The organism is Actinospica robiniae DSM 44927 (genome assembly GCF_000504285.1).
Taxonomy (GTDB): domain Bacteria; phylum Actinomycetota; class Actinomycetes; order Streptomycetales; family Catenulisporaceae; genus Actinospica; species Actinospica robiniae.
The window spans coordinates 7,770,034-7,795,502 of the sequence record NZ_KI632511.1; the positions used below are offsets into that span (position 1 = coordinate 7,770,034).

Genomic DNA, 25,469 nt, shown 5'->3' on the forward strand with positions numbered 1-25,469 from the left:
AGAGCGACGGCGGGCGGGATCCACCGGCCCGGTCTCTAGCTGCGTTGCAGCGTCAGCGGATCCGAGCCGAGCGATCCGGCGGAACCGGTCGCCTCGGCCGATCCGCCCGCGGGCGTTGCCGCGACGGAGGTGACGCGCGAGGTGTGGGCCGGGTCGGTGCACGCGGCGCTGTGCGCCTGGGACGTGTACGTCACTCCGCCCGCGGTCCAGACGATCTCGTCGCCGCTCGCCTGCCAGGCTCCGGTCGCGGCGGGGGCGCCGAGGTAGAGCTCGGACACCCTGCCGTCCGCCTCGAAGTCGAAGGCCACGTCGTCGCGTCCGGCGACGGTGTAGGTCCCGGCGAAGTCCGGCGTCCCACCGTCGCAGTGGGCTGAGCCGGGCATGGCGCCGGGGGTCGTACTGGGACTCGTACTACTGGGTGCGATGGCACCGGACGAGGGGGTGGCGGTATGGCGGGCGGCGTCGGCATAGGCGATGGGGGCCACCGCGAGCACCACGGTCCCGGCTCCGATCCACTTCAGCAAGCGCGACGCGCGCGTCATCATGATTGCTCCCCTTAAGTGCTGGCAGAGCCCACCCCTCGCGGGCTCTCACGCTCAAGTCTGCTGGTCAGGGCAGGCGGGCGCGCTCGGGATTAGGCCGTACGGGGAGGGCGTCGGGCCGCGCGCTCAGCGGCCCACCGGGCGCCAGGAGATCGGCGAGGAGAGCACCATCGTGGACGAGGGGGTGCCGTGGTCGGCGAGCCGGTCGATCAGCTCCTCGAACTCGGCCATCGAGCGCACCGCCACCCGCAGCAGGCAGCACGAGTCGCCGGTCAGCCGGTGCACTTCGAGGATCGCCACGGTCTGGTCGATCACCTCGGGGTGGCGCAGCAGGCAGTTCGGGCCGTAGCAGGACATCCGCACCAGCGCGGCCACCGTGCGCCCGACCTTGGCCGGGTCGATGTGCGCGTGGTAGCCGGTGATCACGCCGTGCTCCTCGAGCCGGCGCACCCGCTCGGCCACGGCCGGCGAGGACAGCTTCACCCGGCGGCCGAGTTCGTTGTAGGAGAGCCGCCCGTCCTGCTGCAATTCGTCGATCAGCAGCCAGTCGACTGCGTCTGGAAAGTCAACCCGGCCGTTCACCTTGCGATCATAACCCGGAGCGGCTCAGACGGTTCGCGACGCCCATTCATCTTTCCCGGCCGCTGCGGTTCCATAAAGGACATGATGACCGACGAAGCCCGCCGGCGAACCGTTCCCAGCGAGTACGCGCAATATGCAGCCCTTGATGAGCTCCTGCACCTGCAGTGGCCGCGGACGAAGGCGCCCGCGGAGCTCTCCTTCCTGATCACCACGCAGGTGATGGAGCTCTACTTCAAGCTGCTCGAGCACGAGTGGACGGCGGCCTGCGCCAAGCTGGACGCCGACGACGTGCGCGGCGCCCTGGTCGATCTGCGCCGCGGGCACGGCGTGCAGGACGCGCTGATCGCCTCCTGGGAGGCCCTGCGCACGCTCACCCCGGCCGAGTTCGACGAGTTCCGCGAGGCGTTCGGCGCGGCCTCCGGGATCCAGTCCGAGCTCTACCGCGAGCTCGAGCAGGCCCTCGGCGTGCCCTCCCCGAGCCACCCGGACGCGCCCAGCCTCGAGCGCAGCGCGGCCGGCCTGCTCCAGCGGCGCGGCTTCGACGGCTGGCTGGCGGTCTACCGCGCCGCCGATCACAACCCTGACCTGTTCGACCTGGGCGAGGCGCTCTACGACGCGGCCGAGCGCTTCACCCGGTGGAAGCAGCGCCACCTGATGGCGGTCTGGCGCTCGATGGGGGAGAAGACCGGCTCGGCCGGCACCTCCGGCGCGGAGTGGCTCGCGCGCGGCGTGCACCAGAAGTATCTTGCGGAACTGTGGAACGTGCGGACCGAAGCGTGGGTGGCCTGATGACGGAGACGACGACGGCGCTGGGGCGCAGCTCCGTGGCGGAGCTGGCCGAGCGCGCCGCCGCTCTCGACGCGGCGAACCCGCTCGGGCACTGCCGCGAGCGGTTCCTGCTGCCGGAGGGTAAGACGTACCTCGACGGCAACTCCCTCGGCGCGCTGCCGGCCGCCGTGCCCGACGCGATGCGCGACGCGGTGCACCGGCAGTGGGGCGAAGGGCTGATCGGCTCCTGGTTCGGCGAGCAGTCCCGCTGGTGGGAGCTGCCGCACCGGCTCGGCGACAAGGTCGGCGCCCTCATCGGCGCGGCGCCCGGGCAGACGGTCGTGGGCGATTCCACCTCGGTGCAGATCTTCAACACCCTGGTCGCCGCGGCGCGGCTGCGCGAGGGACGCGGCGTCCTGCTCACCGACGCCGGCCACTTCCCGACGGACGCGTACCTCGCGGACTCGGTCGGCGATCTGCTCGGCCTGCGGGTGGAGCGGGTCAAGCCGCAGGAGCTGGCGGACGCGATCGCACGCCACGCCGAGGACGTGGCCGTCGTCGCGTTCCCCGCGGTCGACTTCGCCACCGGCGAGCGCTGGGACATCCCCGGGCTGACCAAGGCGGCGCACGACGTCGGCGCGGTGGTCGTCTGGGACCTCTGCCACGCCGCGGGCGCGTTCCCGGTCGAGCTCGACGCGTGGGACGTCGACTTCGCCGTCGGCTGCACGTACAAGTACCTGTCCGGCGGACCGGGCGCGCCGGCTTTCGTGTACGCGAGCAGCCGCCACCACGGGCAGATGCGCCAGCCGCTGACCGGCTGGACCGGCCACGCCGACCCGTTCGCCATGCGCGGCAGCTACACCCCGGCCGACGGCATCGGCCGGGCCAGGATCGGCACGCCGACGATCCTCTCGATGCTCGCCCTCGAGGCCGCTCTCGGCGCCTTCGACGGTGTGGACCTCGACACCCTGCGCGCGCAGAGCCTGAGCCTGACCGGGTTCTTCATCGAGTGCTGCGACGCGCTGCTGGCGCGGCACGGCTTCGGCCTGATCACCCCGCGCGAGCCGGAGCGCCGCGGCGGCCAGGTGACGCTGCGTCACCCGGACGCGGCGACGCTCGTCCCGGCCGCCGCCGCGCGCGGTGTGGTGGGGGACAAGCGCGAGCCCGACCTGCTGCGTTACGGCTTCAACGCCCTCTACAACACGCACGCCGACGCCCTGCGCGCGGCGCGGACGCTCGCGGAACTGATCGAGGCCTGATACGGGGCTCAGCGGACGCGCGGAAGCGGGGCGGTACCGGAGTTCTCCGGTACCGCCCCGCTTCCGTTCTGCTCAGGCCCTGTTCAAGCTCTGCTTAAGCCAGTGCCTGCTCGCCGTCGAGGGTGGCGGCCGCGGCGTGGATCACCGCCGCGATGCGCACCGCCTCGTGGATCGGCTCGCGGGTCCAGCCCGCGTTGCGCAGCACCTTCTCGTGCGACTCCAGGCAGCGGCCGCAGCCGTTGACCGCGGAGACCGCGAGGCACCACAGCTCGAAGTCGTTCTTGTCGACCCCGGGGTTGCCGATCACCTGCATCCGCAGCCGGGCCGGCAGATTGGCGTACTCCTCGTCGCCGATCAGGTGCACGGTCCGGTAGTAGATGTTGTTCATGGCCATCACCGAGGCTGCGGCCTTCGCGGCCGTCAGGGCCTCGGCGGTCAGGTGGCCCTTGGCCTCCTCGACCAGCTCCTGGATCACCCGGGTGCTGCGGGAAGCCAGCGCCGTGGCCACCACCGTGCCCCACAGCTGCTGTTCCGGCAGCTTGGAGGTGGTGATCACCGAGCTCAGGTTCAGCCGGGTGTCCTTGGCGTAGTCGGGTATGGCCGCCTTGAGCGCGTCCAGGCTCATCCGAGTAGCTCCCTCGTCTTGCTCGTGCCGTCTTACTTCTGCGCCAGCAGCTGGGCCGCGTCCAGGGTCTCCTGGCCGTTCTGCCAGTTGCACGGGCACAGCTCGTCGGTCTGCAGGGCGTCGAGCACGCGCAGGACCTCGTCCACGTTGCGGCCGACGGAGCCCGCGGTGACCATCGCGAACTGGATCGTGTTGTCCTGGTCCACGATGAAGGTGGCCCGGTCGGCCACGCCCTCGTCGTTGAGCACGCCGCAGGCCGCGACCAGCTCGCGCTTGCCGTCGGCGAGCATCGGGAAGGGCAGGTCGTTGAGGTCCTTGTGGTCCCGGCGCCAGGCCAGGTGGACGAACTCGGAGTCCACCGAGACGCCGAGGACCTGGGCGTCGCGGTCGGCGAACTCGCTGTTGAGCTTGCCGAAGGCGGCGATCTCGGTCGGACAGACGAAGGTGAAGTCCTTCGGCCAGAAGAAGACGACCTTCCAGTCCTTCTCCAGCTTCTGGCTGTTGATCGTCTGGAACGCGGTGGCGGCGTCGTTCGAGACCACACCGGTGAGCTCGAAGTCGGGGAACTTGTCGCCAATGGTCAGCATGTGCCTGGATCCTCCGGGGTTGTGCGGGGCTGTGCGAGACGGCTCGTGGCCGTTGATCTTCGGTGCGTCCAGACTGGCATGTTCTTATTGATCGGAGAAATAAGCCCCGGAGCGGATCATGATAGGAATTGGTTATGAATAGCCGCGTCCCGTCCGTCGCGCAGCTGCGCGCGTTCTCCGCCCTGGCCGAGAAACTGCACTTCAGGGACGCCGCGGCGGAGCTCGGGATGAGCCAGCCGGCCCTGTCCGGGGCGGTCGCGGCCCTGGAGGAGACCCTCGGTACCCGCCTTGTGGAACGCACCACACGACACGTGCTTCTCACTCGATCGGGGGAAGCGGTAGCCGAGCGTGCCCGGGCCGTGCTGGCCGGGATCGAGGAGCTGGCCGAGGCCGCGCAGACCACCGGGCGGCCGTTCACCGGAAATCTGCACCTCGGGGTGATCCCGACGGTCGCGCCCTACCTGCTGCCCGCGCTGCTGCGCCCGCTCAAGTCCCGCTACCCGGAGCTGGAGCTGGTGCTGCACGAGGAGCAGACCGCCTCGATCCTGGACGGGCTGGCCTCGGGCCGGCTCGACCTGGCCGTGGTGGCGACGCCGGTGCAGGGCACGAACCTGACCGGCCTGCCGCTGTACGACGAGGACTTCGTGCTGGTCTACCCGGGCGACGATCCGCGCGCCTCGCGCGAGCCGGTCCCACTGGCCTCGCTGCGCGAGATGCCGGTGCTGGTGATGGAGGAGGGCCACTGCCTGCGCGACCAGACGCTGGAGGTCTGCCACGAGGCAGGCGGCGAAGGACTCGCCTCGACCCGGGCGGCCAGCCTGGCCACGCTGGTGCAGCTGGTGGCGGGCGGGCTCGGGGTGACGTTGCTGCCCAGCACGGCGGCCGCGGTCGAGGCCCGGCCGGGCTCCGGGCTGGTCGCCGCGAAGTTCTGCGATCCGGCGCCGGGCCGCAGCATCCTTCTGGTGCACCGCTCATCCAGTCCGCGGGCGCCGGAGTTCGAGCAGCTCGCCCAGACGATGCGCCAGGCGGTCAAGCGGCACCGGATGGCGGTGCGGCTGCCGCCGGATTGAGCAGCTCGGTGCTAGGGCAGGCGCCAGTCCAGCGGCGCGGCGCCCTGCGCGACCAGCGCCTCGTTAGCGCGGCTGAACGGGCGTGAGCCGAAGAACCCGCTGTCGGCGGACCTCGGGCTCGGGTGAGCTGACTCGATGCAGGGCACGCCGGCGCCGAGCAGCGGACGCAGGTTGCGGGCGTTGCGGCCCCAGAGGATCGCCACCAGCGGGCCGCCGCGCGCGGCCAGCGCCTTTATCGCCTGGTCGGTGACCGCCTCCCAGCCCTTGCCCTGGTGCGCGTTGGCCTGGCGCGGGGCGACCGTGAGGGCCCGGTTGAGCAGCAGCACACCGCGCTCGGTCCACGGGGTCAGGTCGCCGTTGGCGGGTGCGGGCAGGCCGAGGTCCTGCTGGTACTCGGTGAAGATGTTGATCAGGCTCTGCGGCAGCGGACGCACCTGCGGGGCGACGGAGAAACTCAGTCCCACCGCGTGTCCCGGGGTGGGGTACGGGTCCTGACCTACGATCAGCACCCTGACGTCGTCGAAGGGCTGCTGGAAGGCGCGCAGGACCTGCGGTCCGGGCGGGAGGTAGGAGCGGCCCGCGGCCAGCTCCGCCCGCAGGAAGTCGCCCATCGCCGCCACGCGGTCGGCGACCGGTTCCAGGGCCTCGGCCCAGCCGTGGTCCACCAGATCCTTGAGGGGTTGCGCCATAGCGGGCCACTCTACCGCGTGCGGCCGGGTATCAGGGGCCGATGTCATCGCTCGGCCCCCGACACCCGGCCGCGTCCCCGTCTCCCCCGATCCAGCCCCCGGCTGACTCGGTTCGCGCATCACGGCATCAGACCTCGTCGGTCGGCTCCGCCGCCGCGTCCGCCGGATCGGCGGCGAGGATCTTGTAGAGCGACTGGCGCGCGCGCACCAGGATCTGCTTGGCCTCCTCGCGCTGCGCCGCGGTGCCGACCTCGTTGACCTGCCGGGTGGCGGCGACCAGCTGGCCGATCAGCTCGCGGTAGTGCAGGAACTCGCCGAACCGGGTGCCCTGCTCGCCGATCTGCCACAGCTGGCGCAGGTGATCGGCGTTCTGCTCGGCGTGCTCGCGGCCGGCCGCGGTGAGGGCGAACAGCTTGCGGCCGTTGCCGTCGGTGGGCTCGATCAGCCCCTCGTCCTCGAGCTGCGAGATGGCCGGGTAGACCGAGCCGGAGCTCACCCGCCACAGGCCGCCGGTGCGCTCGTTGATCTCCTGGATGATCTGGTAGCCGTTGCGCGGCTCCTCGCTCAGCAGCGAGATGATCGCCGCGCGCACGTCGCCGCGCCCGGCCCGGCCGCGTCCCCGGCCGCGTCCGCGCGGGCCGAAGCCGAAGTCCAGGTCGCCCGGGCCGAAACCGGGGCCGTGCGGGCCGCCGTGGCGCCCCGCGAACGGGCCGAAGCCCTCCTCCTCGCCCGGGAACGGGCGGCCGAACGGGCCGTGCATGTGCCGGCCGTGCTCGGGGCGTCCGCGCCCCTCGCCGCGACGGCGCTCGTCGGGATCGCCGCGCCGTCCTCGGCGCTCGGGTCCGGGGCCTTCGAGACCTTGATTGAAGTAAGCGTTCCTCATGGTCGTTCTTCTCCTTGATCGGTGATCCACGGATAGGATCAGGTTCTGTCGAAGCATCTCTTCGATGTGTTAACGATATATCTATAACTCTCGTCAGGCAAGCCGTCCGCGACGTACGGCTAGGCTTGGCCCAGATGACCACGTCAACCGCCCCCGCCCCCGTCGACGCGACCGCCGACACCGACGTCCTCGCGCCGCCGGCCCGCCACGTGCGCACCTTCAAGCCGCGCCGGGGCCGCATCACGAACGCGCAGAGCGCCGCGCTGGACCGGCTCTGGCCGCAGTGGGGGTTCGAGATACCGTCCGAGGCCGATGCCCCGCTCGCCCGCGAAGAGCTGTTCGGCCGCAGCGCGCCGCTGGTGCTGGAGATCGGCTGCGGCATGGGCGACGCGGTGATCGCGATGGCCGCAGCGGCGCCGGAGCACGACTTCCTGGCCGTGGACGTGCACACGCCGGGCCTGGGCAACGTGCTGGCGATGGCCGAGCGGGCCGGGCTGACGAACGTGCGCGTGGCCGCCGGCGACGCCATCGACCTGCTGCGCGACCTGGTGCCGGCCGCCTCCCTGGAAGCCGTGCACGTCTACTTCCCAGACCCGTGGCCCAAGGTGCGCCACCACAAGCGGCGCATCATCCGGCCCGACGCCGCCGGGCTCATCGCCGGCCGGCTGCGCCCCGGCGGCCGCCTCTACTGCGCCACCGACTGGGCCTCGTACGCGGGCGAGATGCTCGAGGTGCTCGGCGCCGAGCCGCTACTGCGCAACGCGCACGAGGGCTACGCCCCGCGCGCAGCCCACCGGCCGGTCACCAAGTTCGAGGCCCGCGCCGTCGAGGACGGCCGCGAGGTCTTCGATCTCTGTTTCCTTCGCCTCCCGGCTCCGCTAGCCTGACCTCGCCGGTAAGGCGCGAGGGGGAGGGGCGCGGATGTCCGATACGACCGAGATCGTGCTGGCGAGACACGGCGAGGCCGTGATCAACCTGCGGTTCCTGGAGAACCTCGACGGGGTGTGCACCGGCCTGACCGAGCGCGGCCGGGGCCAGGCCGACCTGCTCGGCGCCCGCCTGGCCGAGCGGATGGCCGGACCTCGCCGCTTCGACGTGCTCTGCCACTCCCCGATCCGCCGCGCGGTCGAGACCACCGAGCGGGTGCTGGCCGCGCTCGGGCCCTGCGACCTGCCGATCGAACAGGTCGAGGACCTGCGCAGCGCCGACCACGGCCCGGTCGGCGGCAACCCGTGGGACCCGGCCACCAACCGGATCGGCACCATCCCGCCCTTCGCCGCGGACCAGGAGCCGAATCCGGGCGCGGAGAGCTGGGCGTCCTATCTGGAGCGCTCCAGCCGGGCGCTGCTCGAACTCGCCCGCCGCCACGCCGGGCGCCGGGTGCTCGTGATCGCCCACGCGGAGACCGCCGGCTCGGCCCTGCACGCCTTCCTGCGCCTGCCCTGGGAGGCCGCGAGCCTGATCTATCCGCTGGTCAGCCACACCGGACTGACCGGCTGGCGGCACGCGCGGCGAGCCCTGCCGGGGGCCGACCCGGCCGGCCAGTGGGCTCTGATGTACGCGAACGACGACACGCACCTGCCGGTCGCCGACCGGATCTGGTCCCGCGCGCCACAATGATCGAGTGGCTCGGTTCGAACGTCCCGTGATCAGGCTCGGCGCCGCCCTGGCGACGTGCGCGCTCGCGGGCTGCTCGGCCACCGGCCAGAGCGTCGGACGGGTCGTCGCGGTGGACGGCACCGCGTGCTCGAGTACGGCCGCCCCGCCCGTGGGCATGACCGTGGTCACCCTGGCCGAGCTGCCGCCGGCCGCCATCAGCACCCTGAAGTTGATCGCCGCGGGCGGGCCCTACCCGTACGACGAGGACGGCACCGTCTTCGGCAACTACCAGCGGCTGCTGCCGCGCGAGCCCGACGACTATTACCACGAGTTCACCGTGGCCGCGGCGGGCGAGCGCAGCAGGGGGCCGCGGCGCGTGGTGACCGGCTCCGGAGGGCAGGACTACTACACGCCGGACCACTACACCAGCTTCGACTGGATCTCCTGCGGGTCTCAGACCTCGCGGTAGTGCTCGACCGTCGGGGTGGCGGCGAAGTACGGGCCGATCAGCGCGCGCCAGCGCGGGAAGCGGTCGGACTCGCGGAAGTTGACGTTGTGCGCCTCGAGCGATTCCCAGCCCACGAGCAGCAGGTAGCTCTCGCCGCGCTCGACCCCGCGGTGCATCCGCGCCCACAGGAAGCCCTCGGTCTGCGCGAGCAGTTCCTTGGCCTGTGCGTAGGCGGATTCGAACTTCTCCGAGTCGGCCTCGGCGATGGTGAATTCGGCATGCTCGACGATCATGCGCACAGCGTACATTCCCACCGCCGCGGGCGGGTAGGGGAACCGGTGTGGCTGACGCAACCTTAGTTGACGCGCAGGACCTGTTCCACGGCCTGCCCCGCCGATACGACCTGCTCGCGGAAGTGCTCTCCTTCGGCCAGAACCGGCGCTGGCGGCACGCGATGGTGGACGCGGCGCTGCGTACCTCGCCGGACGCGGTCCGGGTGCTGGACGTGGCGACCGGCACCGCCGGCGTGGCCCTGTACTGGACCGATCAGTCCCGGGTGGAGGTGACCGGGGTGGACCTGACCGAGCAGATGCTGCGGCGCGGCCGGGAGAACGTGGCCCGGCGCGGCCGCGCGGACCGGATCAGGCTGCTGCAGGGCCGGGCCGAGCACCTGCCGTTCCCCGACGCCTCCTTCGACGCGGTGACCTTCACCTATCTGCTGCGCTACGTGCGGGACCCGGCCGCGACCATGGTCGAGCTCGCCCGGGTGCTCAAGCCCGGGGGAGCGCTGGCCAGCCTGGAGTTCGCGGTGCCGGGCAACCCCGGCTGGCACGCGGCCTGGGTCGGCTACACCCGGGGCGTGCTGCCGCTGGCCGGAATGCTCACCGGCGGCCGGGAATGGGGCCACGTCGGCAACTTCCTAGGCCCCTCGATCAGCGACCACTACAAGGCCCACCCGGTCGATCGCATCGTCGACTACTGGCACGGTGCCGGGGTCGAGGACGTGCACACGCGCCGGATGAGCCTCGGTGGCGGGCTGGTGATGTGGGGCCGCAAGGGCACCGGAAGCGAAGCGGATGGCTGAGGCGGCCTCCGACGCGGCCGTCGCGCGGCCGGCATTCTACGCGCGCGGCGGCGGCCCGGTCGGTGACTGGATCACCCTGCTGCATCCCCCTTACACGGCCTGGCACCTCGGCTACGTCGGCATCGGCGCGGCGCTGGTGCCGAGCCTCGACTGGGGCGTGTTCTGGGCGAGCCTGGCCGCCTTCGCGCTGGCGGTCGGTGTCGCGGCGCACGCGTTGGACGAGTGGAACGGGCGGCCGCTGCGGACCGAGATCAGCGACCGCGCGCTCTGGGCCGCGGCGGGGCTCAGCCTGGCCGGGGCGGTCGCGCTGGGTATCAGCGTGCTGCGCCACTCGGGCTACGCGCTGCTGCCGTTGATCGCGGCCGGCATAGTCCTCGTGCTCGGATACAACCTCGAGCTGTTCGGCGGAGCGCTGCACACCGACCTCGGTTTCGCCCTCGCCTGGGGCGCATTCCCGGTGCTGGTCGGGTATGTGGCGCAAGGACCGCGCTGGACGATGGCAGGGTCCTGCGCGCTGGTGCTGGCCGCCGTCGCCGCGACGGCGTTCTCGGCCGCGCAGCGCCGGCTGAGCACGCCTGCCAGGACCCTGCGCCGCAGGGTCCTGGAGGTGACCGGGCAGATCCGCTATGCCGACGGCGAGGTGGGCGCCCTCGAGCGCGACGCCCTGCTCAAGCCGCTCGACGGCGCGCTCAAGCTCCTGTCCGCGGTCGCGCCACTGGTGGCGGCTGCGCTGCTGCTCTACCGCTGGGATACGCGGTGACGGCGTCCACCAGCCCTACCAGCTCGGCACGCACGGATTCGTCGGCGAGCGGCAAGGCCTCGGCGTACTGCAGGGCGCGTGCGCCGAGGCGCGCGATCCGGCGTTCCACCGAATCCTTCGCCCCGCAGGCGACCAGCAGCGCGCGCAGCTCGGCCACGGCCTGATCAGTGCCCTGCGTCAGTAGGGAGGCCAGCCGGTCGGCGTCCGGCCTGGCCAGCCTCGCCACGGCCTCGGCCAGCAGCACGGTCCGTTTCCCGTCGCGCAGGTCGTCGCCGGACGGCTTCCCGGTCGCGGCCGGATCGCCGAACGCGCCGAGCAGGTCGTCGCGCAGCTGGAACGCCACGCCCAGCGCGTCCCCGTACGCGCCGTAGCCGGCCAGCAGTTCGGCCGATCCGCCCGCCAACGCGGCACCGAACCGGGCCGGGCCGGTGGTCGTGCAGGCGGCGGTCTTCGCCCGCGCCACCTCCAGCGCCGCGGCCACCGACGTCTCGCCCTCCGCCTGGGTGAGCAGGTCCAGGTACTGGCCCTGCATCGTCAAGGCCCGCATATCGTCGAAGACCGGCCGGGCCCGCGCGACCGCCTCCGGCCCCAGCCCGCAGGTGCGCAGCAGCTGGTCCGCCCAGACCAGGCACAGGTCGCCCGCCGTGATCGCGGCGGACATGCCGAACTGCTCGTCCGGCCCGAACCAGCCGGCCCGCCGGTGCTGCTCGCCGAAGACGCGGTGCACCGCCGGAGCGCCGCGCCGGGTCGCCGAACCGTCCATGACGTCGTCGTGGATCAGCGCGCACGCGTGCAGCAGCTCCACCACCGCGGCCGCGCCGAGCACCTCCGGCGTCAGCGGCGCCCCGACCCCGCGCCAGCCCAGCAGGACGAACTGCGCCCGCAGCCGCTTGCCGCCGCGCAGCACCAAGTCGGCGATCGGCGCGTAGAGCCCCGCGATCCGCGACGACGGGGCCTCGGCCATCCGTTGTTTGAAGAACCAGTGCAATACCTCGTCGATCGAGCCCGCGGGAGTATCCACTCTTTCCGTCTACACCAGTTCTCAGAGTCCTGCCAGGTCCGCCAGCGTACGGGTCTGTTCATCCATGATGCGCAAGCACTCGGTCGGGTTGCCCGCGGCTGCTGCGGCGACGGCTGACTCGGTCAGCTTCGCGACGCCCCAGGCGAAGATCCGCGCCGGATCCACGTCGAGCTCGTCGCCCAGCAGCCTGCCGCGCGAGGTCAACGCCGCGGCCGGCCGGGCCGTGGCGAACGGCGGATCGACCTGCTCGAGCAGCGGCCACGGATCGAAGGCGGCGTCGCCGGTGAGCGGCTTCGCGTCGATCGCGAGCCATGGCGAGCGCTCGGCGGAGAGCACGTTGCCGGGATTGAAATCACCGTGCAGCACGACGGATCGCGTTGCGGACGCCGGCAGGGAGCGCAGAAGGCTGAGGCCCGTGCGGACGAGCCCTACGTCGGCTTCGGCGGGCACTCGGCTCAGGCGTTCCTCGGCCATCTCCGCCCACCAGCCCATCTGAGCGGCCACCGGCTCGATCGCACTCCCGGCGGCGGACTCGGCCGGCAGCCAGAGGTCCCGCAGCAGCGACGCGCCGATCAGAAGCCGCGCCTCGGCGGAGAGGTGGTCGGCGTCGACGAGCTTGGCACCAGGCTCGCAGAGTTCGAGCAGATAGGCCGTGCGAGCGGGGTCGTGACGCAGCAGCCGCACCGCACCGTTGCCGTCCCAGAGCCGCAGGCCGTCCGCCTCACTCCACGCCTCTCGATGCGGGAACCCGACCTTGAGCACCGCGCGTTCCCCGCTCGGCAGCTCCACCGGCGCGACCCAAGCGCCGGATCCGCCCGCGTACGGCCGGCCCGGCCGCAGCTGCCAGTCCGCCCGCAGCGAGCCGACCAGCTCCGGCAGCCGCGCCAGCCAGGCCCGCCCGTCCTCCGCCACGCTCCCGCCGAAGACGAGGTCGAGCCGTCCGAGTTCCAGATCGATCTCCATCCGGAAAGTCTCGCAGAGTCGGCGTCCCCTGAGATGCTTGCGACATGACGAAGAAGTGGGATTCCAACAGTCACGACGAGCGGGTGGCGCTGCTCGGGTTCCTGGACCACCAGCGGGGAGCGCTGCGCATCGCCACGCACGGCCTGACCGACGAGGAGGCCCGCAGCACCCCCTCCGCCAGCACACTGAGCCTGGCCGCCCTGATCAACCACGCCGCCGCGGTCGAGCGGAACTGGACCAATATCCTGCGATCCGCGGGCAAGCCGAACGGCCCGGCCGAGCACGTGGCCTCGTTCCAGCCGGGCGAGAAGACGCTCGAGGAGCTGCTCGCGGACTACCGGGAGGCGGCGGACGTCATGGACGCCGCCATCCTCGCCGCGTCCGACCTCGACGCCCTCGTCCCGGTCCCGGCCGGCGTGCCCTGGTTCCCCAAGGACATCGAGGCCTGGACCGTGCGCTGGATCGTGCTCCACATGATCGAGGAGACCGCCCGGCACGCCGGCCACGCCGACGTGATCCGCGAGTCCGCGGACGGAGCCCAGGCCGTCGAGCTGCGCGCCGCCGTCGAGGGCTGGCCGGAGGACGGCTTGGTCAAGCCGTGGCGCAAGCTCACCTAGGCGACGACGGGGATGGCCCGCGCTGAGTCAGGCCACGAGCCGGGCGGATACCGCTTGCGGCCACGGCTGATCGCGGGCATCATCGTCTCGTCCATCGTTCCCGATGACCATCGAAACCATATGCTGATTTCAGAAGTGGAGGCCGTCGAGACCGCTGCCGCCCGATGACGGGACACGGCACGCCGGTGAACTCGGCGATCTTTCCGCAATCCCTTGCCCTGGCCGCGATATCCGCGCGCAGGTTCGGCGTCACCCCGGCCATGATCGAGGCGGCCGCGCGCCGACGCTCGGCCGGGGATTGGCGCGGCGCCTGTGCGGCCGCGGCCGTCCATCCTCACCTCGACCCGCGCTCGGTACGGCATCGGCACGGTGCCGAAATCGCCGCGCTGCTGCGGACCGACCTGCGCAGTCTCGCCCCCGATCTGCTGCGCTGGCACTTTCCGCGCGCCCGGCACGACGCCGGCCATCTGCTGACGGGCATGTGGGTGCAGCTCGCCGACTACTCGGACGCGGGCGCGCCGATCACGTTGGTGGCGGCCACGCCGCGGGGCGCCCCGGCCGGCCAGCGCATCATCCTGACCCTCCTCGAAGGCAGCCGTCGGCGCGTCGGCCCGCATCCCCTGACCGGGCATCGGATGTTCTGGGACGCCGCGTCGGCCCCGGCGCTCGCGCGGTTGTCCGGGGACCTCGGCCGGCGCGCGACGCAGGCGGCGCGCCAGATCACCGCGTACCAGGACCTCGGCCAGGTCGAGAGCGCCTGGGCGGCCGCCGGAATCGACCTGCGGAGCGGCTGTTCGCCCAAGCTGGCCGCGTTCCCGGTGAACCTGCCGGTGCTGGTGACCGAGGCGCGTCGAGCCTTGCCGGGCGTCGATCGGGCCGTCATCCGGTGCTCCGGAACGGCGATCGCGCTGAGCGGGCTCGACCGATCCGATCCCGGCACGGTCACGGCGGACGTCGTACCGTTCGCGGACGTCCAGGGCCTGCCGATCGTGCCGACGGCCGCCTGGGCCAGGCCCGTCGACGCGGAGCTGCTCCGGTTGGGCCTGCTCGGGCCGCAAGACCTGCATCCGCTGGTAGCCGCGGCGCTCGCCCCGGGCGCCGAGGCCACCAAGCCGCAGACCTCGCGCGACCTGCTGTACGGCACCGTGCCCTGGTACGAAACAGGGTCCGCGGACGCCGACGCCATCCTCGTGCGCTGCGGCGACGAACGGCATCGACTCTCACGGCGCGACGGCGATTGGCAACCCGATCACCACGACAAAGCAGGACGTGAGGGGCTGCTGAGCCTGCTCGGCGGCGTCGGGGATCCATGCCGGCAGGCTGCGAGGTATCTCAGCACCGGCAGACACGTGCTCGACCTCATCGACGCCCTCGTGGCGCATGGGCGCGTGGACGAAGCGCTGGACGTGATGCGCGAGCACGTCGACGCGTCCGCGGACCCGAGGGAGTACCTGCTCGGCGACGGCACGGCCTTCGGCGCCGTGCTCGACGCAGTGCGCCGAGACGATCTGCGCATCCAGATTGACCTCGCCGGCTGCGCCCCGGCCGGTGAGACCGGCTTTGCGCACCGGGCCGGACCCCGTATCCGCCGCACGTCCCGAAAGGGGGCGTCGGCCCGACTGAAGAAAAGGTGATCATGACTCTGACCATGCCGTCCCCGTCCGTGGCGACCCAGACTACCGAGATCCAGACCGCCGACCGCCTCATCGCGCTCACCCGGGTCAGCAGCACCGCACCCGGCACCGACCCGGCCGTTCAGGCGCTCGCGCTGGCGACGGCCGCCAACCTGCCGGTGCTGCTGTGGGGCCAGCCCGGAATCGGCAAGTCCTCCACGCTCACCCAGCTCGCCGACGGCCTCGATCTTCCGCTGGAGACCGTGATCGCCAGCGTGCACGAGCCCTCCGACTTCGCCGGACTGCCCGTCATCGGCGCCGATCCGGCCGCCCAGGGCGTGGCCATGGCACCGCCGGACTGGGCCGTGCGCCTGAGCCGGACCGGCAAGGGCCTGCTGTTCCTCGACGAGCTCTCCTCCGCCCCGCCCGCCGTGCAGGCCGCGCTGCTGCGCGTGGTCCTCGAACGCCGCGTCGGCAGCCTGGCTCTGCCCGAATCCGTGCGCATCGTCGCGGCCGCGAACCCGGCCAACAGCGCGGCGGACGGCTGGCAGCTCGCCCCGCCGCTGGCCAACCGCTTCGTCCACCTGGCCTGGGTGCACGATCCCGAGATCGTCGTGCGCGGATTGGGCGGTACCTGGCCGTACATCCCGCTGCCGCGTCTCGATCCCGCCCGTCTGGAACGCTCCGTCGCCCGCGCGCGATCCGCGGTGTGCGGCTTCCTGACCGCGCGTCCCGACTACACACACCGCATGCCGACGTCCGCCAACTCGCGTGGCGGAGCGTGGCCTTCGCCGCGCACGTGGGAGATGGTGCTGCGGCTGCTCGCCTTCGGCTACGCGGCGGGTGCGGACATCGAGGCCATCGCCCTGGCCGTCCGCGGCGCCGTGGGCGACGGAGCCGGGATGGAACTGCTCGCGTTCCTCGAACAGCGCGACCTGCCCGACCCCGAAGAGGTGCTCGCGGATCCGGACGGCGCCGACGTGCCCGCGCGCGGAGATCGCGTACACGCCATGCTCTGCGCCGTCGTGGACGCGATCAAGCGCGACGCGACGCAAGCACGCTGGGAAGCCGGCTGGACACTGGTGGCCCGGCTCGCCGAGCTGGTCCCGATCGACCTGCTCGTCGCCCCCGCCATGCAGCTCGCCGATCTGCGCGACCCGCTCTGGGCCGCACCCGAGCAGCTCGATCGCCTCAGCGCCCTCGGCGAGGTGTTGGCATGGGCGGACTGAGCTCGCCCGCGCGGCCCGAGGCGCTGGACCCGGCAGCAGAGATCGACATGGCCAAACTGCTGGCGGCGCGTCGCACGGCGGTGGCCGCGGCTCCCTACCTCGCCACCGCATTGCACGCGCTGACGATCGTCCCCAGCTACGGCGTTCCCACCATGGCAGTGGACAGATACTGGCGCTGCTACGCGTCGCCCGCGTTCGTGGCCATGACCGAGCTGCCGGACCTGGCCGTCGTCTGGCTGCACGAGGTCTCCCACCTCGTGCGCGACCACCATCGCCGAGCCGAAAGGCTCATGGAACGCAGCAGGAACCACAAGAGCGCCGGCACGCCCGCGCTCGACCCGGAGCATCCGCTGGCCGCACGGATCCGCATGAACATCGCCATGGACTGCGAGATCAACGACGATCTGGTGGAGAGCTTCGGCGACGAGACGACGGTGAAACTGCGCCTTCCCAAGGGCGCGGTGACCCCGATGGGATTGCAGATCAAGAACGGCGCGCTGTTCGAGGAGTACGTCAGACTGCTGCCGAAGCTGGTCCTGAACGGCGACCTGGCCTGGGTGGAGTGCGGATCCGGTGCGCACGGGGGCGAGGCGCCCTGGGAACTCGACGGCTCCGGCGCGCAGGCGATCGGTGAGTTCGAGGCCGCTGCGATCCGCTTCCGTGTGCGCGAAGCCCTCCTCGACAAGCGGAGGTGGGGAACGGTGCCGCAGGGCTGGAAGCGGTGGGCCGAAGGCGGCGCGGAGCCGATGCAGGACTGGCGCGCGCTCCTCGGCAGCACGCTGCGCGGCTGCCTGGCGGCCGGCCGGGGCGCCGGCGACTACAGCTACCGGCGGCCGAGCCGGCGCGCCGCTTCGCTCGACGGCTCGGTGGTCCTGCCCAGTCTTCGCAGCATCCTGCCGCGCGTGGCCGTGGTCGTCGACACGTCGGGCTCGGTGACAGATGCCGACCTCGGCAGCGCCCTGGCCGAGGTGGCCGCGATCTGCCGGTCCGTCGGCGCGCACGGCAGCCAGGTCGGCGTCTACAGCTGCGACGCCGCCGTGCACACCGTGCAGCAGATCTGCCGCGCGGAGGAGCTCAACCTCGTCGGCGGCGGCGGAACGGACATGCGCAAAGGCATCGGCCGCGCGGCCGCCGCCCGCCCGAGACCGGACGTCATCGTCGTGCTCACCGACGGGTTCACGCCGTGGCCGGCCGACAACCCGGGCGGCCGCGTGATCGCGGGCATCTTCGGCTCCGACTCCCGATACAGCGAGGACGATGACGACGATGACTACGCGCCTTCGCTGCCCCCGGACTGGATCGAGACGGTGCGCCTGTGCAGGTGATGCCCGGTCAGGCGCGCCCGCTCAGACCATGTCACTCAGATCAGGTAGAGCACTGCGTAGGCTGCCAGCCAGTGTTCGATCATGTAGTCGGAGCCGCTGACGTTGGCCAGCTCGGGCTCGGCGTGGCGGGCGGCTGCTTCGAGCATGACCGGGATGCGCGCGTCCGCGGCGGGCAGGTGCTCGGCCAGCCGTCGCCAGCACCAGGCCCGGCTCAGGTTCAGGCCGTGCAGGTGGGCGATCTGGCCGTCGCTGTCGTCACCGACCATGGCGACGGTGAACAGCTGCTTCGGCATGCCCTCGGCGATCCCCGGAAGGAAGGCGTCGAGCCAGGGCAGCGCGCGCTCCGGCTCCCACAGCTCCGTCACCAACTCGGCCTCGACCAGCGCGGGGGAGAGGAAGTCGGAGGCGTCGGGCTCCCAGGCCCCCGGGTAGTCGGCGTCTGCGGCGTACCAGCGTTCCACCGCGTCGCGGATGCACTCCAGCAGCCCCGGATCGCCCGCGTCCGCGCTTCGGCGGGCGAAGTCCAGGCTGATCCGCAGGCCGAAGGCGGTGTTCGAGTGCGCGCCGCGGCGGCTGGGATACGGGCTCTTCGGCAGGTAGGCGAGGAAGGCCTCGACGATGGCGTCGGTCAGCGGCGTCATCGCGGCCGCCCAGCGCCGCCCGTCCGGGTCGTCCCAGCCGGCCAGCTCGTCGGTGAGCGCGAGCGCCCAGCCCCATCCGTACGGCCGCGCCGGACGCAGCCCGGCGCGGAAGCTGGCGGCCTCGACGGCCAGATTCGCGGTGGTGAGGTTGGCCTCCAGCACGCTCCGGATCTCCGCCTCGTCCAGCACGCCCGGGAGGGTGCGCAGCAGCCGCACCAGCACCCAGTGCATCTCCACGCAGGAGTGCCAGTCGAAAGAGCTGGAGAAGGCGGGGTGGATGTCCCGCGGCGCGTGCGCGAAATCGCCCGGCCGCCGCATCAGGCGGGACAGATGGTAGGGGAACTCCCGCCGCAGGTTCTCCACCGCCGTCGCGGCGAAACCGGCCGCCTGATCGGCCAGCAGCGCGCGCCGCCGTTCCGCCGCGGTCTCGAGGTCAAGGCTCATCGCTACCCCTAAGTGCGTCGACGTGTTCGAACGTGGAGTTTATCGAGTGACGTTGGCTAGGGTGGGCCGGGTGATCCGTGAAGTCAGCGAAGCCGACACCGCGCAGGCGCTGGGCAGCGGCGACGTCCCCGTCCTCGCCACGCCCCGGCTGATCCAGTGGCTCGAGGCCGCCACCGTCGAAGCGGCCGGCCCCTTCCTCGAAGCCGGCCAGACGTCGGTCGGCACCGCCATCAGGATCGACCACCTGCGCGCGACCCCGGTCGGCGGCCGCGTGGAGCTGACCGCCACAGCGCCGAAGAGCCCGACCGGCCGACGCCTGACCTTCCCCGTCAGCGCCGTCGACGCCGACGGGGAACAGGTGGCGACCGGCGAGATCGAACGCGCGATCGTGGACCGGGCGCGCTTCCTCGCCGGGCTCGGCGGCGCCTCAGCGGGCTGAGATCACAGGGACTTGATCCACTCGGCGACCTCGACGATCTCCGCCTGACGGGGGAACACCTTCTCCAGCAGCACGCGGTGGACCTCGGGATCGGCGTCCAGGCAGCCGTCCGACAGGACGGTCAGCCGGAAGTCGAGGTCCGCCGCCTGACGCAGCGTGGAGAGCACGACGCCGCTGGTCGCGATGCCGGTCAGGACGAGGCTGTCGACGCCCCGTGCCCGCAGCACCAGGTCCAGGTCGCTGCCGGCGAACGCGCTGACCCGCTTCTTGGTGATCAGGATGTCGCCGGGACTCGGCGCGACGTCCGGGTGTACCCGCGCGTCCTCGGCGCCCTCGGCGAAGCCGCCGCTCAGCGCCAGCGTGCTGAAAGTCTTGTTGCGCGGGCTGATCTCCGGGTGTCCGTCGCGGAAGCCGACGACCACGTGGAGGACCGGGATCTCGGCCCGGTGCGCGGCGTCGATCGCCTCGCGCAGCCGCGGGAGGTAGCCGGCCGCATTCTCGGAGCCGGCGAACCGGTCCACGATGGCCTGCTGCACGTCCATCACCAGGAGGGCGCTGTTGCTCGTCATGCTCGATCTCGTTTCGATGCGCGGGCGGGGGAGGGCGCGGCGGGCGGCCGGCCGGCGCGGACGGCGGGCCCGCGCAGCCACGAGGCCAGCGCCGCGATCAGACACATGATCAGGGCGAAGGTGAACACGATGATAAGGCCGTGCTTGAACGGGTCGGCGATCAGGTTCGAGAAGAAGCTGTGCCCGGTGAGCGTGGCCTGCTGGGACGGCGAGAGCTTGGCCAGAGTGGGCCCGAGCAGGCTCTGCATCGGGTTGTAGCCGAGGAACGCGGCGAACAGGATCGAGACCGGCGGCAGCGAGGCGACCTTCGCCGCGTCCGGGCCGGACACCCCCTGCGCGGTCAGGCCGTGCACGAGGGCGGCGGGCAGCGCGCTGGACAGGCCCACCACCATGATGGTGAAGAACAGGCCGATGGACAGGGTCATCCCGGAGTTCTGGAAGGTCGAGCGCATCCCCGAGGCCGCGCCGCGGCGGTTGGCCGGAACCGCGTTCATGATGCCGGCCGTGTTGGGCGCCGCGAACAGCCCCATCGCCAGTCCGTTGCACAGCAGCAGGGCGGCGAAGTAGCCGTAGCCGAAGTTCACCGGCAACAGCATCAGCAGTCCGAAGGTGGCGGCCGCGGCGAGCATCCCGCCGGTGGCGAACGGCCGGGCGCCGAAGCGGTCGGACAGGTACCCGGAGGCCGGCCCGGCGATCAGGAACCCGCCGGTCAGCGGCAGCATGTAGATCCCGGCCCACAGCGGCGTGGCGGTGAAGTCGTACCCGTGCAGCGGCAGCCAGATCCCCTGCAGCCAGATGATCAGCATGAACATCAGCCCGCCGCGGCCGATGGAGGACAACAGCGAGGCGATGTTGCCGGCGGCGAAAGCGCGCACGCGGAACAGGCTCAGGTCGAACATCGGGTCGGTGACCCGGCTCTCCACGACCAGGAAGGCCGCGAGCATGGCGACGCCGCCGGAGAGCAGGCTCAGTACGAGCGGATTGCGCCAGCCCATGTCCGCCCCGCCGTAGGGCTGCAGCGCGTAGGTGATCCCGACCAGCACGGCGATCAGGCCGAGGCCGAAGAGCAGATTGCCGGGCAGATCGAGCCGCCCGCCCTCCTTCGTGCCGACCTCGCGCAGCTTGCGGTAGGCCCAGACCGTGCCGAAAAGGCCGATGGGCACGCTCACGTAGAAGATCAGGTGCCAGTCCACCGCGGCCAGCAGCCCGCCCGCGACGAGCCCGATGAACGACCCGGCGATGCCGGCCACGGCGTTGATGCCGAGCGCCATGCCGCGCTGGTGCCGTGGAAAGGCGTCGGTCAGGATCGCGGCGGAGTTCGCCATGATCATCGCGCCCCCGACCCCCTGCACGATCCGCATCGCGATCAGGTACAGGGCCGCCCCCGTCCCGCCGAAATAGGTCACCGACGCCGCCAGCGAGCCGGCGGTGAAGACGGCGAAGCCGAGGTTGTACATCTTCACCCGGCCGTACATGTCGCCGATCCGGCCGAAGCTGACGACCAGCACGGCTGTGACGACCATGTAGCCCATCAGCATCCACAGCAGGTAGCTGGTGTTCGAGGGCGTGAGCGGATCGACCTGGATGCCGCGGAAGATGGCCGGCAGCGAGATCAGCACGATCGAGGCGTCGATGGTGGCCATCAGCACGCCGATCGTGGTGTTCGTCAGAGCGACCCACTTGTAGCGCCCGGCGTCGTGCGGTGGCTCGGCCGCATCCTCCGGGAGGCTCGACGCGGAGTTGACGACGGAGGTCACGGATCCTCCCGCGAGATCGGGGACGGGGATCGGATGCGCGGAACGAAGGACTACCTCCTTAGCTTAGATAACGAGACCGAGGCGCAGAAGACCTCCGGCCCCCACCGCGCTCGCCACCGCCGCCCCCGTACCGCCACTCAGTCGTCACACGCTCGTTCCGCGAACACTGTGCATGCAGCTCAGGCCCTAGTCATTAGCTCTGCTTTAGACTTACCCTGGCTCCATGACGGCCGCCCCGCCCTCCCCGCCCGACCGCAGGTCGCTGGCCGAGGACCTCTCCGACCATCTGTCGGCCCTCAACCGCACGGTGCGCCGCCACGTGCGCTCCCAACTGCACTTCGAGCCGTTGGCCGGAGCGCAGGGGGAGCTGCTGCGGCTGGTGGTCGAGCGTCCGGGCATCAGCGTCTCCGCGGCCGCCAAGGAGCTCCGGCTGGCCGCCAACTCGGTCTCCACCCAGGTCCAGCAGCTCGCCCGGCTCGGCTACCTCAGCCGCGACCCTTCGCCCCTCGACCGCCGCGGCGCCATCCTCAGCGCCACCCCAGCCGGCCGCGAACGACTGGCGCGCTGGGCCGACGAGCGGGCCGAACTGTTCGCCCGTCAGCTCGACCGCCTCAGCATCCCCGACCTCGACGCCCTCGCCGCCGCCCTGCCCGCCCTGCGCGCACTGGCCGAGGCGATCAGCACCGACGAGAACGCGGCGGCCACAGGGGGACTAGAGCTAAGGAGCTGAGAACCAGCACTGCGATACTCGGGGGTCAGGCTTCGAAGACAAGGTCAGCGGGCTAGCATGACGCGCAGTGCATCGATCACCACATCCGGCGCCTCCTCGGCCATGAAGTGACCGCAGGTGACAGTGGTGTGCTGCAAGTCCGGTGCCCATGCCTGCCAAAGCTTGGCCGCGTCGTAGCGACGACCCGGTCCAGGCCGCGCGGCTGGCGGCGGCTGCCGAACGCACTCTGGCGGCGCTGCCGGTCGCGCCGTCCACCGAGGCGGCCCGCTGCCGGCTGCTGGCCACGCTCGCCCTGGAGCTGCGCGGCGCCCGCGATCCACGCGGGCCGCAAGCCGCTGCCGAGGCCGAGCGGCTGGCCGAGAACCTGGGCGAACCGGCGCTTCTCGCCCTGGCACTCAATGGACAGTTCCTGCATTCCTGCACCCGGGCCGGGCTGGCCGCCCGGCGCGACCGTATCGGCGCGCGGATCGTCGAGCTCGCCGACCGGCACGACCTGCCGAGTTCCCAGGTCCTCGGGCATCTCGTCCGGCTCCAAGCCCGCGGGGCACTCGGCGACTTCACGGGCGCCGACCACCACGCCGCCACGGCCGACCGGCTCGCCGACCGGTACGAGCGCCCGCTCGCGACCGTCTTCACCCGCTGGTACCGGGCCATGCGCCTGGCCGCGCACGGCCACCCGGACGCGGCCCGCCAGGCGTATCAGGCGGCCGAGGAGGAATTGGCCGCCGGAGGGATGCCGGGCCTACGAGGCCCGGGCCGCTCTGCGTTCCGCGCCCGAACCCCCTGCGGACCTGATGTATGAGGCCACTTACTGCCTCCTGGCGGCCGCCGCGATCGAGCTGCGTGACCGGCCGGCCGCGGCGCGCTGCCGGAGCGCGCTGCTTCCGGCGTCCGGAGAGTTGGCGGGGGCCGGCAGCGGCATGGTCACGGTGGGGCCGGTGGACCGGTGGCTGCACGACCTGGAAGCCCTTTAGTCCGGCGGTTGCGCAGACGGTTCCAGGACTCTGCGCGCCGATCTACCCCGCCAGCGCCTTCGCCAGCCGCTTCACCGGGTTCGTCAGGCCGTACTGTTCCGCCAGCTTCTCGAGCTCGTCCGGATGCCGCGGCGTCGTCGGCAGCGCGGAGTCGACCGGCGTCGTCGGCGCCTCGGCACGGACCCGGACGACTTCGGGGGCGACGGCGAGGTAGTCGGCGGCGGCCTCCAGCTTCTTGCGCACGGCGGGCTTGAGCGCGGAGGCCGGGTCGGCGGCGGCCGCGAGCAGGCCGGTGAGCGAGCCGTACTCGGCCAGCAGGGTCGCGGCGGTCTTCTCGCCGACGCCGGCGACGCCGGGCAGGCCGTCGCTCGGGTCCCCGCGCAGCGTGGCGAAGTCCGCGTACTGCGATCCGGTCACGCCGTACTTCTCGGTCAGCTGCGCGTCTTCCAGCACTTCCAGCTTCGCCACGCCGCGGGCGATGTTGAACACCCGCACGCCCGCGCCGTCGTCCACCAGCTGGAACATGTCCCGGTCGCCGGTGACCACGTCCACCGGGCCGCCGTCCTCGGCGCGGTGGCGGGCGGCGTAGGCGGCGATCGCGTCGTCTGCCTCGTGGCCCTCGGCCCAGCCGTCGGCGATGCCGAACGCGGCCAGCACCTCGAGCAGCATCTCGACCTGCGGGCTGAGCGTGTCCGGGACCTCCTCCACCGCGGTCCCGCCGGAGCCGGCCGGCGCCTCCTGCGCGACCCGGTGCGTCTTATACGAGGGCAGCAGCGCCACTCGGAACGCCGGGCGCCAGGCCGCGTCGAAGCACGCGACGAGGCGGTCGGGCCGGTGGTGGGTCACCAGGTGCGAGATGAAGTCCAGGGTGCCGCGGACCGCGTTGACCGGCCGGCCGTCCGGCGCCGCGATCGACTCGGGCAGGGCGAAGTACGCGCGGAAGTACAGCGTCGGGGTATCGAGCAGCATCAGTCGGGACACGCGACCAGCATGGCACGCGCCACCGACAGCACGTCAGAGGAACGTGCGCCCTTCGCCGCGGTACGTCGGCACGGTCGCGGTCACCTTGTCACCCTCGATCGTGTGCAGTTCGGCGAAGCGCTCGCACAGCTCGCCGGCCTTGGCGTGGCGGAACCACACCCGGTCGCCGACGGCCAGGTCGTCGGCTCCGGCGCCGAGCAGCGGGGTCTGCACCTCGCCCGCGCCCTCCTGGGCGTCGTAGTGCAGCTTGGCCGGCAGATACGGCTGCGGCAGGCGGTCCCAGCCGGGCGCGCCGGAGGCGAGGTAGCCGCCGCCGAGCACGGTGACCACGCCGCGGCCGGGCCGGCGCGTCACCGGCAGCGCGAACATCGCCGCGGGACGGCCCGCCACCGCGCGGTAGCCGTCGAACAGGCGCGGCTTGAACAGTCCGGAGCCCGCCGCTATCTCGGTGATCGAGTCCTCCGCGGCGGTGCGGTCGACCGAGCCGGTGCCGCCGCCGTTGACGAACTCGAGCTGCGCGATCTCCTTGACCGCCGCGACGATCTCGGCCCGGCGCTCGGCCAGCTCGGCCGCGCTCAGGCCCTGCATCGCCCGGACCGCCAGGCCCCGGGCCGGACGCCCCGGCGGCCGGTCGCCCACGCCGGCGATCTGCGCCTCGTACGCCATCAGGCCCACCAGCCGCAGGCCGGTGCGGTCGGCCGCCTCGCGGGCCACCGCCGAGACCGCCTCCACGCTGTGCAGCGGCGAGCGCAGCGCGCCCACCCGCACCCGGCCGCGCAACGGCCGCCAGGACGCGTCCACGTCCACGCTGATCCGGATCGGGGCCGCGTCCGCGATCTCGGCCACGGCCTTCTCGATGAAGTCCAGCTGCTCGACCGAATCGGCGGTCAGGGTGATCACGTCCGCCGCCATCGGGTCGGCCGCCAGCCGGCGCAGCGCGGCCCGGTCCGCGGTCGGGTAGGCCACCAGGATGTCGGAGAACCCGGACTCGGCCAGCCACAGCGCCTCGGGCAGGGTGAAGGCCATGACGCCCTCGAAGCCGTCCATCTCCAGCACGGTGCGCAGGATCTCGCGGCAGCGCACGGACTTGGAGGCGACCCGGATCGGCTTGCCGGCGGCCCGGCGCACCAGGTCGGCTGCGTTCTCGCGCAGCGCCGCGAGGTCGACCACCGCCAGCGGGGGGTCGAGATGCGCGGTGGCGTGGTTCAGCCGTTCCAGGTCCTTCACGCTAGTGACCTTCCCATGCGCGTTACGGGAGGGACGAGACCGA

At 72.2% G+C, this 25,469-nt stretch carries 30 protein-coding genes and 1 pseudogene; 16 read left to right on the forward strand and 15 right to left on the reverse strand.

What is annotated here, in order from left to right; translation table 11 throughout:
- Positions 1 to 35: 35 nt before the first annotated feature.
- Positions 36 to 545: a hypothetical protein gene (locus ACTRO_RS33510; protein WP_034269654.1), complete on the reverse strand. Its 510-nt coding sequence runs from the start codon at positions 543 to 545 to the stop codon at positions 36 to 38.
- A gap of 123 nt (positions 546 to 668) precedes the next feature.
- Complete coding sequence (locus tag ACTRO_RS33515; RefSeq protein WP_034269657.1) at positions 669 to 1,124, reverse strand: Lrp/AsnC family transcriptional regulator; 456 nt, start codon at positions 1,122 to 1,124, stop codon at positions 669 to 671.
- Positions 1,125 to 1,205: 81 nt separating this feature from the next.
- On the opposite strand from ACTRO_RS33515, the gene ACTRO_RS33520 reads away from it, so the two are divergent.
- Together ACTRO_RS33520 and kynU are read left to right on the forward strand one after the other, a co-directional pair.
- Positions 1,206 to 1,913 (forward strand): tryptophan 2,3-dioxygenase family protein, encoded by a 708-nt coding sequence (locus tag ACTRO_RS33520; protein WP_084316706.1) that lies wholly within the window; start codon positions 1,206 to 1,208, stop codon positions 1,911 to 1,913.
- Positions 1,913 to 3,151 carry a kynureninase gene (gene kynU, locus ACTRO_RS33525; RefSeq protein ID WP_051452568.1) on the forward strand — a complete coding sequence of 413 codons (1,239 nt, stop codon included), beginning with the start codon at positions 1,913 to 1,915 and terminating at the stop codon, positions 3,149 to 3,151. The genes ACTRO_RS33520 and kynU overlap by 1 nt, the downstream gene beginning before the upstream one ends.
- A 94-nt stretch (positions 3,152 to 3,245) precedes the next feature.
- On the opposite strand, the gene ahpD is transcribed toward kynU, so the two are convergent.
- On the reverse strand, positions 3,246 to 3,776 hold the full coding sequence (ahpD, locus tag ACTRO_RS33530) for an alkylhydroperoxidase, AhpD family (RefSeq protein WP_034269660.1): 531 nt from the start codon (positions 3,774 to 3,776) through the stop codon (positions 3,246 to 3,248).
- 32 nt (positions 3,777 to 3,808) lie between these two features.
- Positions 3,809 to 4,363 carry a peroxiredoxin gene (locus ACTRO_RS33535; RefSeq protein ID WP_034269662.1) on the reverse strand — a complete coding sequence of 185 codons (555 nt, stop codon included), beginning with the start codon at positions 4,361 to 4,363 and terminating at the stop codon, positions 3,809 to 3,811.
- Between the two features lie 134 nt (positions 4,364 to 4,497).
- Between ACTRO_RS33535 and ACTRO_RS33540 the strand changes: the two genes are divergently transcribed.
- Positions 4,498 to 5,433: a LysR substrate-binding domain-containing protein gene (locus ACTRO_RS33540; protein ID WP_034269664.1), complete on the forward strand. Its 936-nt coding sequence runs from the start codon at positions 4,498 to 4,500 to the stop codon at positions 5,431 to 5,433.
- A gap of 11 nt (positions 5,434 to 5,444) precedes the next feature.
- Here ACTRO_RS33540 and ACTRO_RS33545 read toward each other — a convergent pair whose 3' ends face one another.
- Together ACTRO_RS33545 and ACTRO_RS33550 are read right to left on the reverse strand one after the other, a co-directional pair.
- Positions 5,445 to 6,122, reverse strand: coding sequence for a uracil-DNA glycosylase (locus ACTRO_RS33545; protein ID WP_034269667.1), 678 nt, complete (start codon positions 6,120 to 6,122; stop codon positions 5,445 to 5,447).
- A gap of 127 nt (positions 6,123 to 6,249) precedes the next feature.
- Complete coding sequence (locus ACTRO_RS33550; RefSeq protein WP_084316708.1) at positions 6,250 to 7,005, reverse strand: PadR family transcriptional regulator; 756 nt, start codon at positions 7,003 to 7,005, stop codon at positions 6,250 to 6,252.
- Positions 7,006 to 7,139: 134 nt separating this feature from the next.
- Here ACTRO_RS33550 and trmB point away from each other — a divergent pair, with 134 nt between their 5' ends.
- Genes trmB through ACTRO_RS33565 form a run of 3 tightly spaced genes read left to right on the forward strand, consistent with a single transcriptional unit; the run spans position 7,140 to position 9,073 of the window.
- Positions 7,140 to 7,892 (forward strand): tRNA (guanosine(46)-N7)-methyltransferase TrmB, encoded by a 753-nt coding sequence (gene trmB / locus ACTRO_RS33555; protein WP_084316709.1) that lies wholly within the window; start codon positions 7,140 to 7,142, stop codon positions 7,890 to 7,892.
- 34 nt (positions 7,893 to 7,926) lie between these two features.
- Entirely contained in the window at positions 7,927 to 8,625 is a 699-nt protein-coding gene (locus ACTRO_RS33560; RefSeq protein ID WP_051451775.1) for a histidine phosphatase family protein, read from the forward strand.
- 4 nt (positions 8,626 to 8,629) lie between these two features.
- The gene (locus ACTRO_RS33565; RefSeq protein ID WP_084316710.1) at positions 8,630 to 9,073 is read left to right on the forward strand and encodes a guanyl-specific ribonuclease; all 444 of its coding nucleotides are present in this window, start codon (positions 8,630 to 8,632) and stop codon (positions 9,071 to 9,073) included.
- On the opposite strand, the gene ACTRO_RS33570 is transcribed toward ACTRO_RS33565, so the two are convergent.
- Entirely contained in the window at positions 9,058 to 9,345 is a 288-nt protein-coding gene (locus ACTRO_RS33570; RefSeq protein WP_034269670.1) for an antibiotic biosynthesis monooxygenase family protein, read from the reverse strand. The two genes, ACTRO_RS33565 and ACTRO_RS33570, sit on opposite strands and share 16 nt — an antisense overlap.
- A 47-nt stretch (positions 9,346 to 9,392) precedes the next feature.
- On the opposite strand from ACTRO_RS33570, the gene ACTRO_RS33575 reads away from it, so the two are divergent.
- Both ACTRO_RS33575 and ACTRO_RS33580 read left to right on the forward strand, forming a co-directional pair.
- Positions 9,393 to 10,136 (forward strand): class I SAM-dependent methyltransferase, encoded by a 744-nt coding sequence (locus ACTRO_RS33575; RefSeq protein WP_034269673.1) that lies wholly within the window; start codon positions 9,393 to 9,395, stop codon positions 10,134 to 10,136.
- Complete coding sequence (locus ACTRO_RS33580) at positions 10,129 to 10,896, forward strand: hypothetical protein (protein ID WP_051451776.1); 768 nt, start codon at positions 10,129 to 10,131, stop codon at positions 10,894 to 10,896. The genes ACTRO_RS33575 and ACTRO_RS33580 overlap by 8 nt, the downstream gene beginning before the upstream one ends.
- Here ACTRO_RS33580 and ACTRO_RS33585 read toward each other — a convergent pair.
- Both ACTRO_RS33585 and ACTRO_RS33590 read right to left on the reverse strand, forming a co-directional pair.
- Positions 10,826 to 11,917: a polyprenyl synthetase family protein gene (locus ACTRO_RS33585; RefSeq protein WP_051451777.1), complete on the reverse strand. Its 1,092-nt coding sequence runs from the start codon at positions 11,915 to 11,917 to the stop codon at positions 10,826 to 10,828. The genes ACTRO_RS33580 and ACTRO_RS33585 overlap by 71 nt on opposite strands.
- 21 nt (positions 11,918 to 11,938) lie before the next feature.
- On the reverse strand, positions 11,939 to 12,880 hold the full coding sequence (locus ACTRO_RS33590) for an aminoglycoside phosphotransferase family protein (protein WP_051451778.1): 942 nt from the start codon (positions 12,878 to 12,880) through the stop codon (positions 11,939 to 11,941).
- Positions 12,881 to 12,924: 44 nt separating this feature from the next.
- Here ACTRO_RS33590 and ACTRO_RS33595 point away from each other — a divergent pair, with 44 nt between their 5' ends.
- From ACTRO_RS33595 to ACTRO_RS33610, 4 genes are all read left to right on the forward strand, one after another.
- Positions 12,925 to 13,497 carry a DinB family protein gene (locus tag ACTRO_RS33595; RefSeq protein ID WP_034269676.1) on the forward strand — a complete coding sequence of 191 codons (573 nt, stop codon included), beginning with the start codon at positions 12,925 to 12,927 and terminating at the stop codon, positions 13,495 to 13,497.
- Between the two features lie 185 nt (positions 13,498 to 13,682).
- The gene (locus tag ACTRO_RS33600; RefSeq protein WP_169739984.1) at positions 13,683 to 15,131 is read left to right on the forward strand and encodes a hypothetical protein; all 1,449 of its coding nucleotides are present in this window, start codon (positions 13,683 to 13,685) and stop codon (positions 15,129 to 15,131) included.
- A gap of 2 nt (positions 15,132 to 15,133) precedes the next feature.
- Positions 15,134 to 16,339, forward strand: coding sequence for an AAA family ATPase (locus ACTRO_RS33605; RefSeq protein WP_034269679.1), 1,206 nt, complete (start codon positions 15,134 to 15,136; stop codon positions 16,337 to 16,339).
- On the forward strand, positions 16,327 to 17,664 hold the full coding sequence (locus tag ACTRO_RS33610) for a vWA domain-containing protein (protein ID WP_051451780.1): 1,338 nt from the start codon (positions 16,327 to 16,329) through the stop codon (positions 17,662 to 17,664). The genes ACTRO_RS33605 and ACTRO_RS33610 overlap by 13 nt, the downstream gene beginning before the upstream one ends.
- 35 nt (positions 17,665 to 17,699) lie before the next feature.
- Here ACTRO_RS33610 and ACTRO_RS33615 read toward each other — a convergent pair whose 3' ends face one another.
- Positions 17,700 to 18,749, reverse strand: a complete 1,050-nt coding sequence (locus ACTRO_RS33615) for a DUF2891 domain-containing protein (protein ID WP_034269681.1) — start codon at positions 18,747 to 18,749, stop codon at positions 17,700 to 17,702.
- A gap of 70 nt (positions 18,750 to 18,819) precedes the next feature.
- On the opposite strand from ACTRO_RS33615, the gene ACTRO_RS33620 reads away from it, so the two are divergent.
- On the forward strand, positions 18,820 to 19,188 hold the full coding sequence (locus ACTRO_RS33620; protein WP_034277927.1) for a thioesterase family protein: 369 nt from the start codon (positions 18,820 to 18,822) through the stop codon (positions 19,186 to 19,188).
- A gap of 2 nt (positions 19,189 to 19,190) precedes the next feature.
- Here ACTRO_RS33620 and ACTRO_RS33625 read toward each other — a convergent pair whose 3' ends face one another.
- Positions 19,191 to 19,757, reverse strand: a complete 567-nt coding sequence (locus tag ACTRO_RS33625) for a cysteine hydrolase family protein (RefSeq protein ID WP_034269683.1) — start codon at positions 19,755 to 19,757, stop codon at positions 19,191 to 19,193.
- Positions 19,754 to 21,514 (reverse strand): MFS transporter, encoded by a 1,761-nt coding sequence (locus ACTRO_RS33630; RefSeq protein ID WP_063628120.1) that lies wholly within the window; start codon positions 21,512 to 21,514, stop codon positions 19,754 to 19,756. Before ACTRO_RS33630 ends, ACTRO_RS33625 begins: the two co-directional genes overlap by 4 nt.
- 223 nt (positions 21,515 to 21,737) lie before the next feature.
- Between ACTRO_RS33630 and ACTRO_RS33635 the strand changes: the two genes are divergently transcribed.
- Positions 21,738 to 22,244: a MarR family winged helix-turn-helix transcriptional regulator gene (locus ACTRO_RS33635; RefSeq protein ID WP_051451781.1), complete on the forward strand. Its 507-nt coding sequence runs from the start codon at positions 21,738 to 21,740 to the stop codon at positions 22,242 to 22,244.
- Between the two features lie 44 nt (positions 22,245 to 22,288).
- On the opposite strand, the pseudogene ACTRO_RS51150 reads toward ACTRO_RS33635, so the two are convergent.
- Positions 22,289 to 22,435 (reverse strand): annotated as a pseudogene (locus ACTRO_RS51150) (alpha/beta hydrolase); the annotation flags it as partial.
- Between ACTRO_RS51150 and ACTRO_RS33640 the strand changes: the two are divergent.
- Positions 22,393 to 23,046 carry a hypothetical protein gene (locus ACTRO_RS33640; protein WP_211244495.1) on the forward strand — a complete coding sequence of 218 codons (654 nt, stop codon included), beginning with the start codon at positions 22,393 to 22,395 and terminating at the stop codon, positions 23,044 to 23,046. The pseudogene ACTRO_RS51150 and the gene ACTRO_RS33640 sit on opposite strands and share 43 nt — an antisense overlap.
- Positions 23,039 to 23,218 (forward strand): hypothetical protein, encoded by a 180-nt coding sequence (locus ACTRO_RS49190; protein ID WP_051451783.1) that lies wholly within the window; start codon positions 23,039 to 23,041, stop codon positions 23,216 to 23,218. Before ACTRO_RS33640 ends, ACTRO_RS49190 begins: the two co-directional genes overlap by 8 nt.
- A gap of 42 nt (positions 23,219 to 23,260) precedes the next feature.
- Here ACTRO_RS49190 and ACTRO_RS33645 read toward each other — a convergent pair whose 3' ends face one another.
- Together ACTRO_RS33645 and ACTRO_RS33650 are read right to left on the reverse strand one after the other, a co-directional pair.
- Positions 23,261 to 24,187, reverse strand: a complete 927-nt coding sequence (locus ACTRO_RS33645; protein ID WP_034277933.1) for a 5'-3' exonuclease H3TH domain-containing protein — start codon at positions 24,185 to 24,187, stop codon at positions 23,261 to 23,263.
- 45 nt (positions 24,188 to 24,232) lie between these two features.
- Positions 24,233 to 25,426, reverse strand: a complete 1,194-nt coding sequence (locus ACTRO_RS33650) for an amino acid deaminase/aldolase (RefSeq protein ID WP_034269686.1) — start codon at positions 25,424 to 25,426, stop codon at positions 24,233 to 24,235.
- Positions 25,427 to 25,469 lie beyond the last annotated feature (43 nt).

Bases quoted from the DNA above. Each gene is read 5' to 3' on its own strand.
- ACTRO_RS33545 (WP_034269667.1), bottom strand. From the start codon at position 6,122: ATGGCGCAACCCCTCAAGGATCTGGTGGACCACGGCTGGGCCGAGGCC.
- ACTRO_RS33615 (WP_034269681.1), bottom strand. From the start codon at position 18,749: ATGAGCCTTGACCTCGAGACCGCGGCGGAACGGCGGCGCGCGCTGCTG.
- ACTRO_RS33590 (WP_051451778.1), bottom strand. From the start codon at position 12,880: ATGGAGATCGATCTGGAACTCGGACGGCTCGACCTCGTCTTCGGCGGG.
- ACTRO_RS33510 (WP_034269654.1), bottom strand. From the start codon at position 545: ATGATGACGCGCGCGTCGCGCTTGCTGAAGTGGATCGGAGCCGGGACC.
- ACTRO_RS33535 (WP_034269662.1), bottom strand. From the start codon at position 4,363: ATGCTGACCATTGGCGACAAGTTCCCCGACTTCGAGCTCACCGGTGTG.
- ACTRO_RS33580 (WP_051451776.1), top strand. From the start codon at position 10,129: ATGGCTGAGGCGGCCTCCGACGCGGCCGTCGCGCGGCCGGCATTCTAC.
- ACTRO_RS33550 (WP_084316708.1), bottom strand. From the start codon at position 7,005: ATGAGGAACGCTTACTTCAATCAAGGTCTCGAAGGCCCCGGACCCGAG.
- ACTRO_RS33645 (WP_034277933.1), bottom strand. From the start codon at position 24,187: ATGCTGCTCGATACCCCGACGCTGTACTTCCGCGCGTACTTCGCCCTG.
- ACTRO_RS33635 (WP_051451781.1), top strand. From the start codon at position 21,738: ATGACGGCCGCCCCGCCCTCCCCGCCCGACCGCAGGTCGCTGGCCGAG.
- trmB (WP_084316709.1), top strand. From the start codon at position 7,140: ATGACCACGTCAACCGCCCCCGCCCCCGTCGACGCGACCGCCGACACC.
- ACTRO_RS33640 (WP_211244495.1), top strand. From the start codon at position 22,393: ATGCCTGCCAAAGCTTGGCCGCGTCGTAGCGACGACCCGGTCCAGGCC.
- kynU (WP_051452568.1), top strand. From the start codon at position 1,913: ATGACGGAGACGACGACGGCGCTGGGGCGCAGCTCCGTGGCGGAGCTG.
- ACTRO_RS33560 (WP_051451775.1), top strand. From the start codon at position 7,927: ATGTCCGATACGACCGAGATCGTGCTGGCGAGACACGGCGAGGCCGTG.
- ahpD (WP_034269660.1), bottom strand. From the start codon at position 3,776: ATGAGCCTGGACGCGCTCAAGGCGGCCATACCCGACTACGCCAAGGAC.
- ACTRO_RS33610 (WP_051451780.1), top strand. From the start codon at position 16,327: ATGGGCGGACTGAGCTCGCCCGCGCGGCCCGAGGCGCTGGACCCGGCA.
- ACTRO_RS33540 (WP_034269664.1), top strand. From the start codon at position 4,498: ATGAATAGCCGCGTCCCGTCCGTCGCGCAGCTGCGCGCGTTCTCCGCC.
- ACTRO_RS33595 (WP_034269676.1), top strand. From the start codon at position 12,925: ATGACGAAGAAGTGGGATTCCAACAGTCACGACGAGCGGGTGGCGCTG.
- ACTRO_RS33520 (WP_084316706.1), top strand. From the start codon at position 1,206: ATGATGACCGACGAAGCCCGCCGGCGAACCGTTCCCAGCGAGTACGCG.
- ACTRO_RS33570 (WP_034269670.1), bottom strand. From the start codon at position 9,345: ATGATCGTCGAGCATGCCGAATTCACCATCGCCGAGGCCGACTCGGAG.
- ACTRO_RS49190 (WP_051451783.1), top strand. From the start codon at position 23,039: ATGTATGAGGCCACTTACTGCCTCCTGGCGGCCGCCGCGATCGAGCTG.
- ACTRO_RS33625 (WP_034269683.1), bottom strand. From the start codon at position 19,757: ATGACGAGCAACAGCGCCCTCCTGGTGATGGACGTGCAGCAGGCCATC.
- ACTRO_RS33605 (WP_034269679.1), top strand. From the start codon at position 15,134: ATGACTCTGACCATGCCGTCCCCGTCCGTGGCGACCCAGACTACCGAG.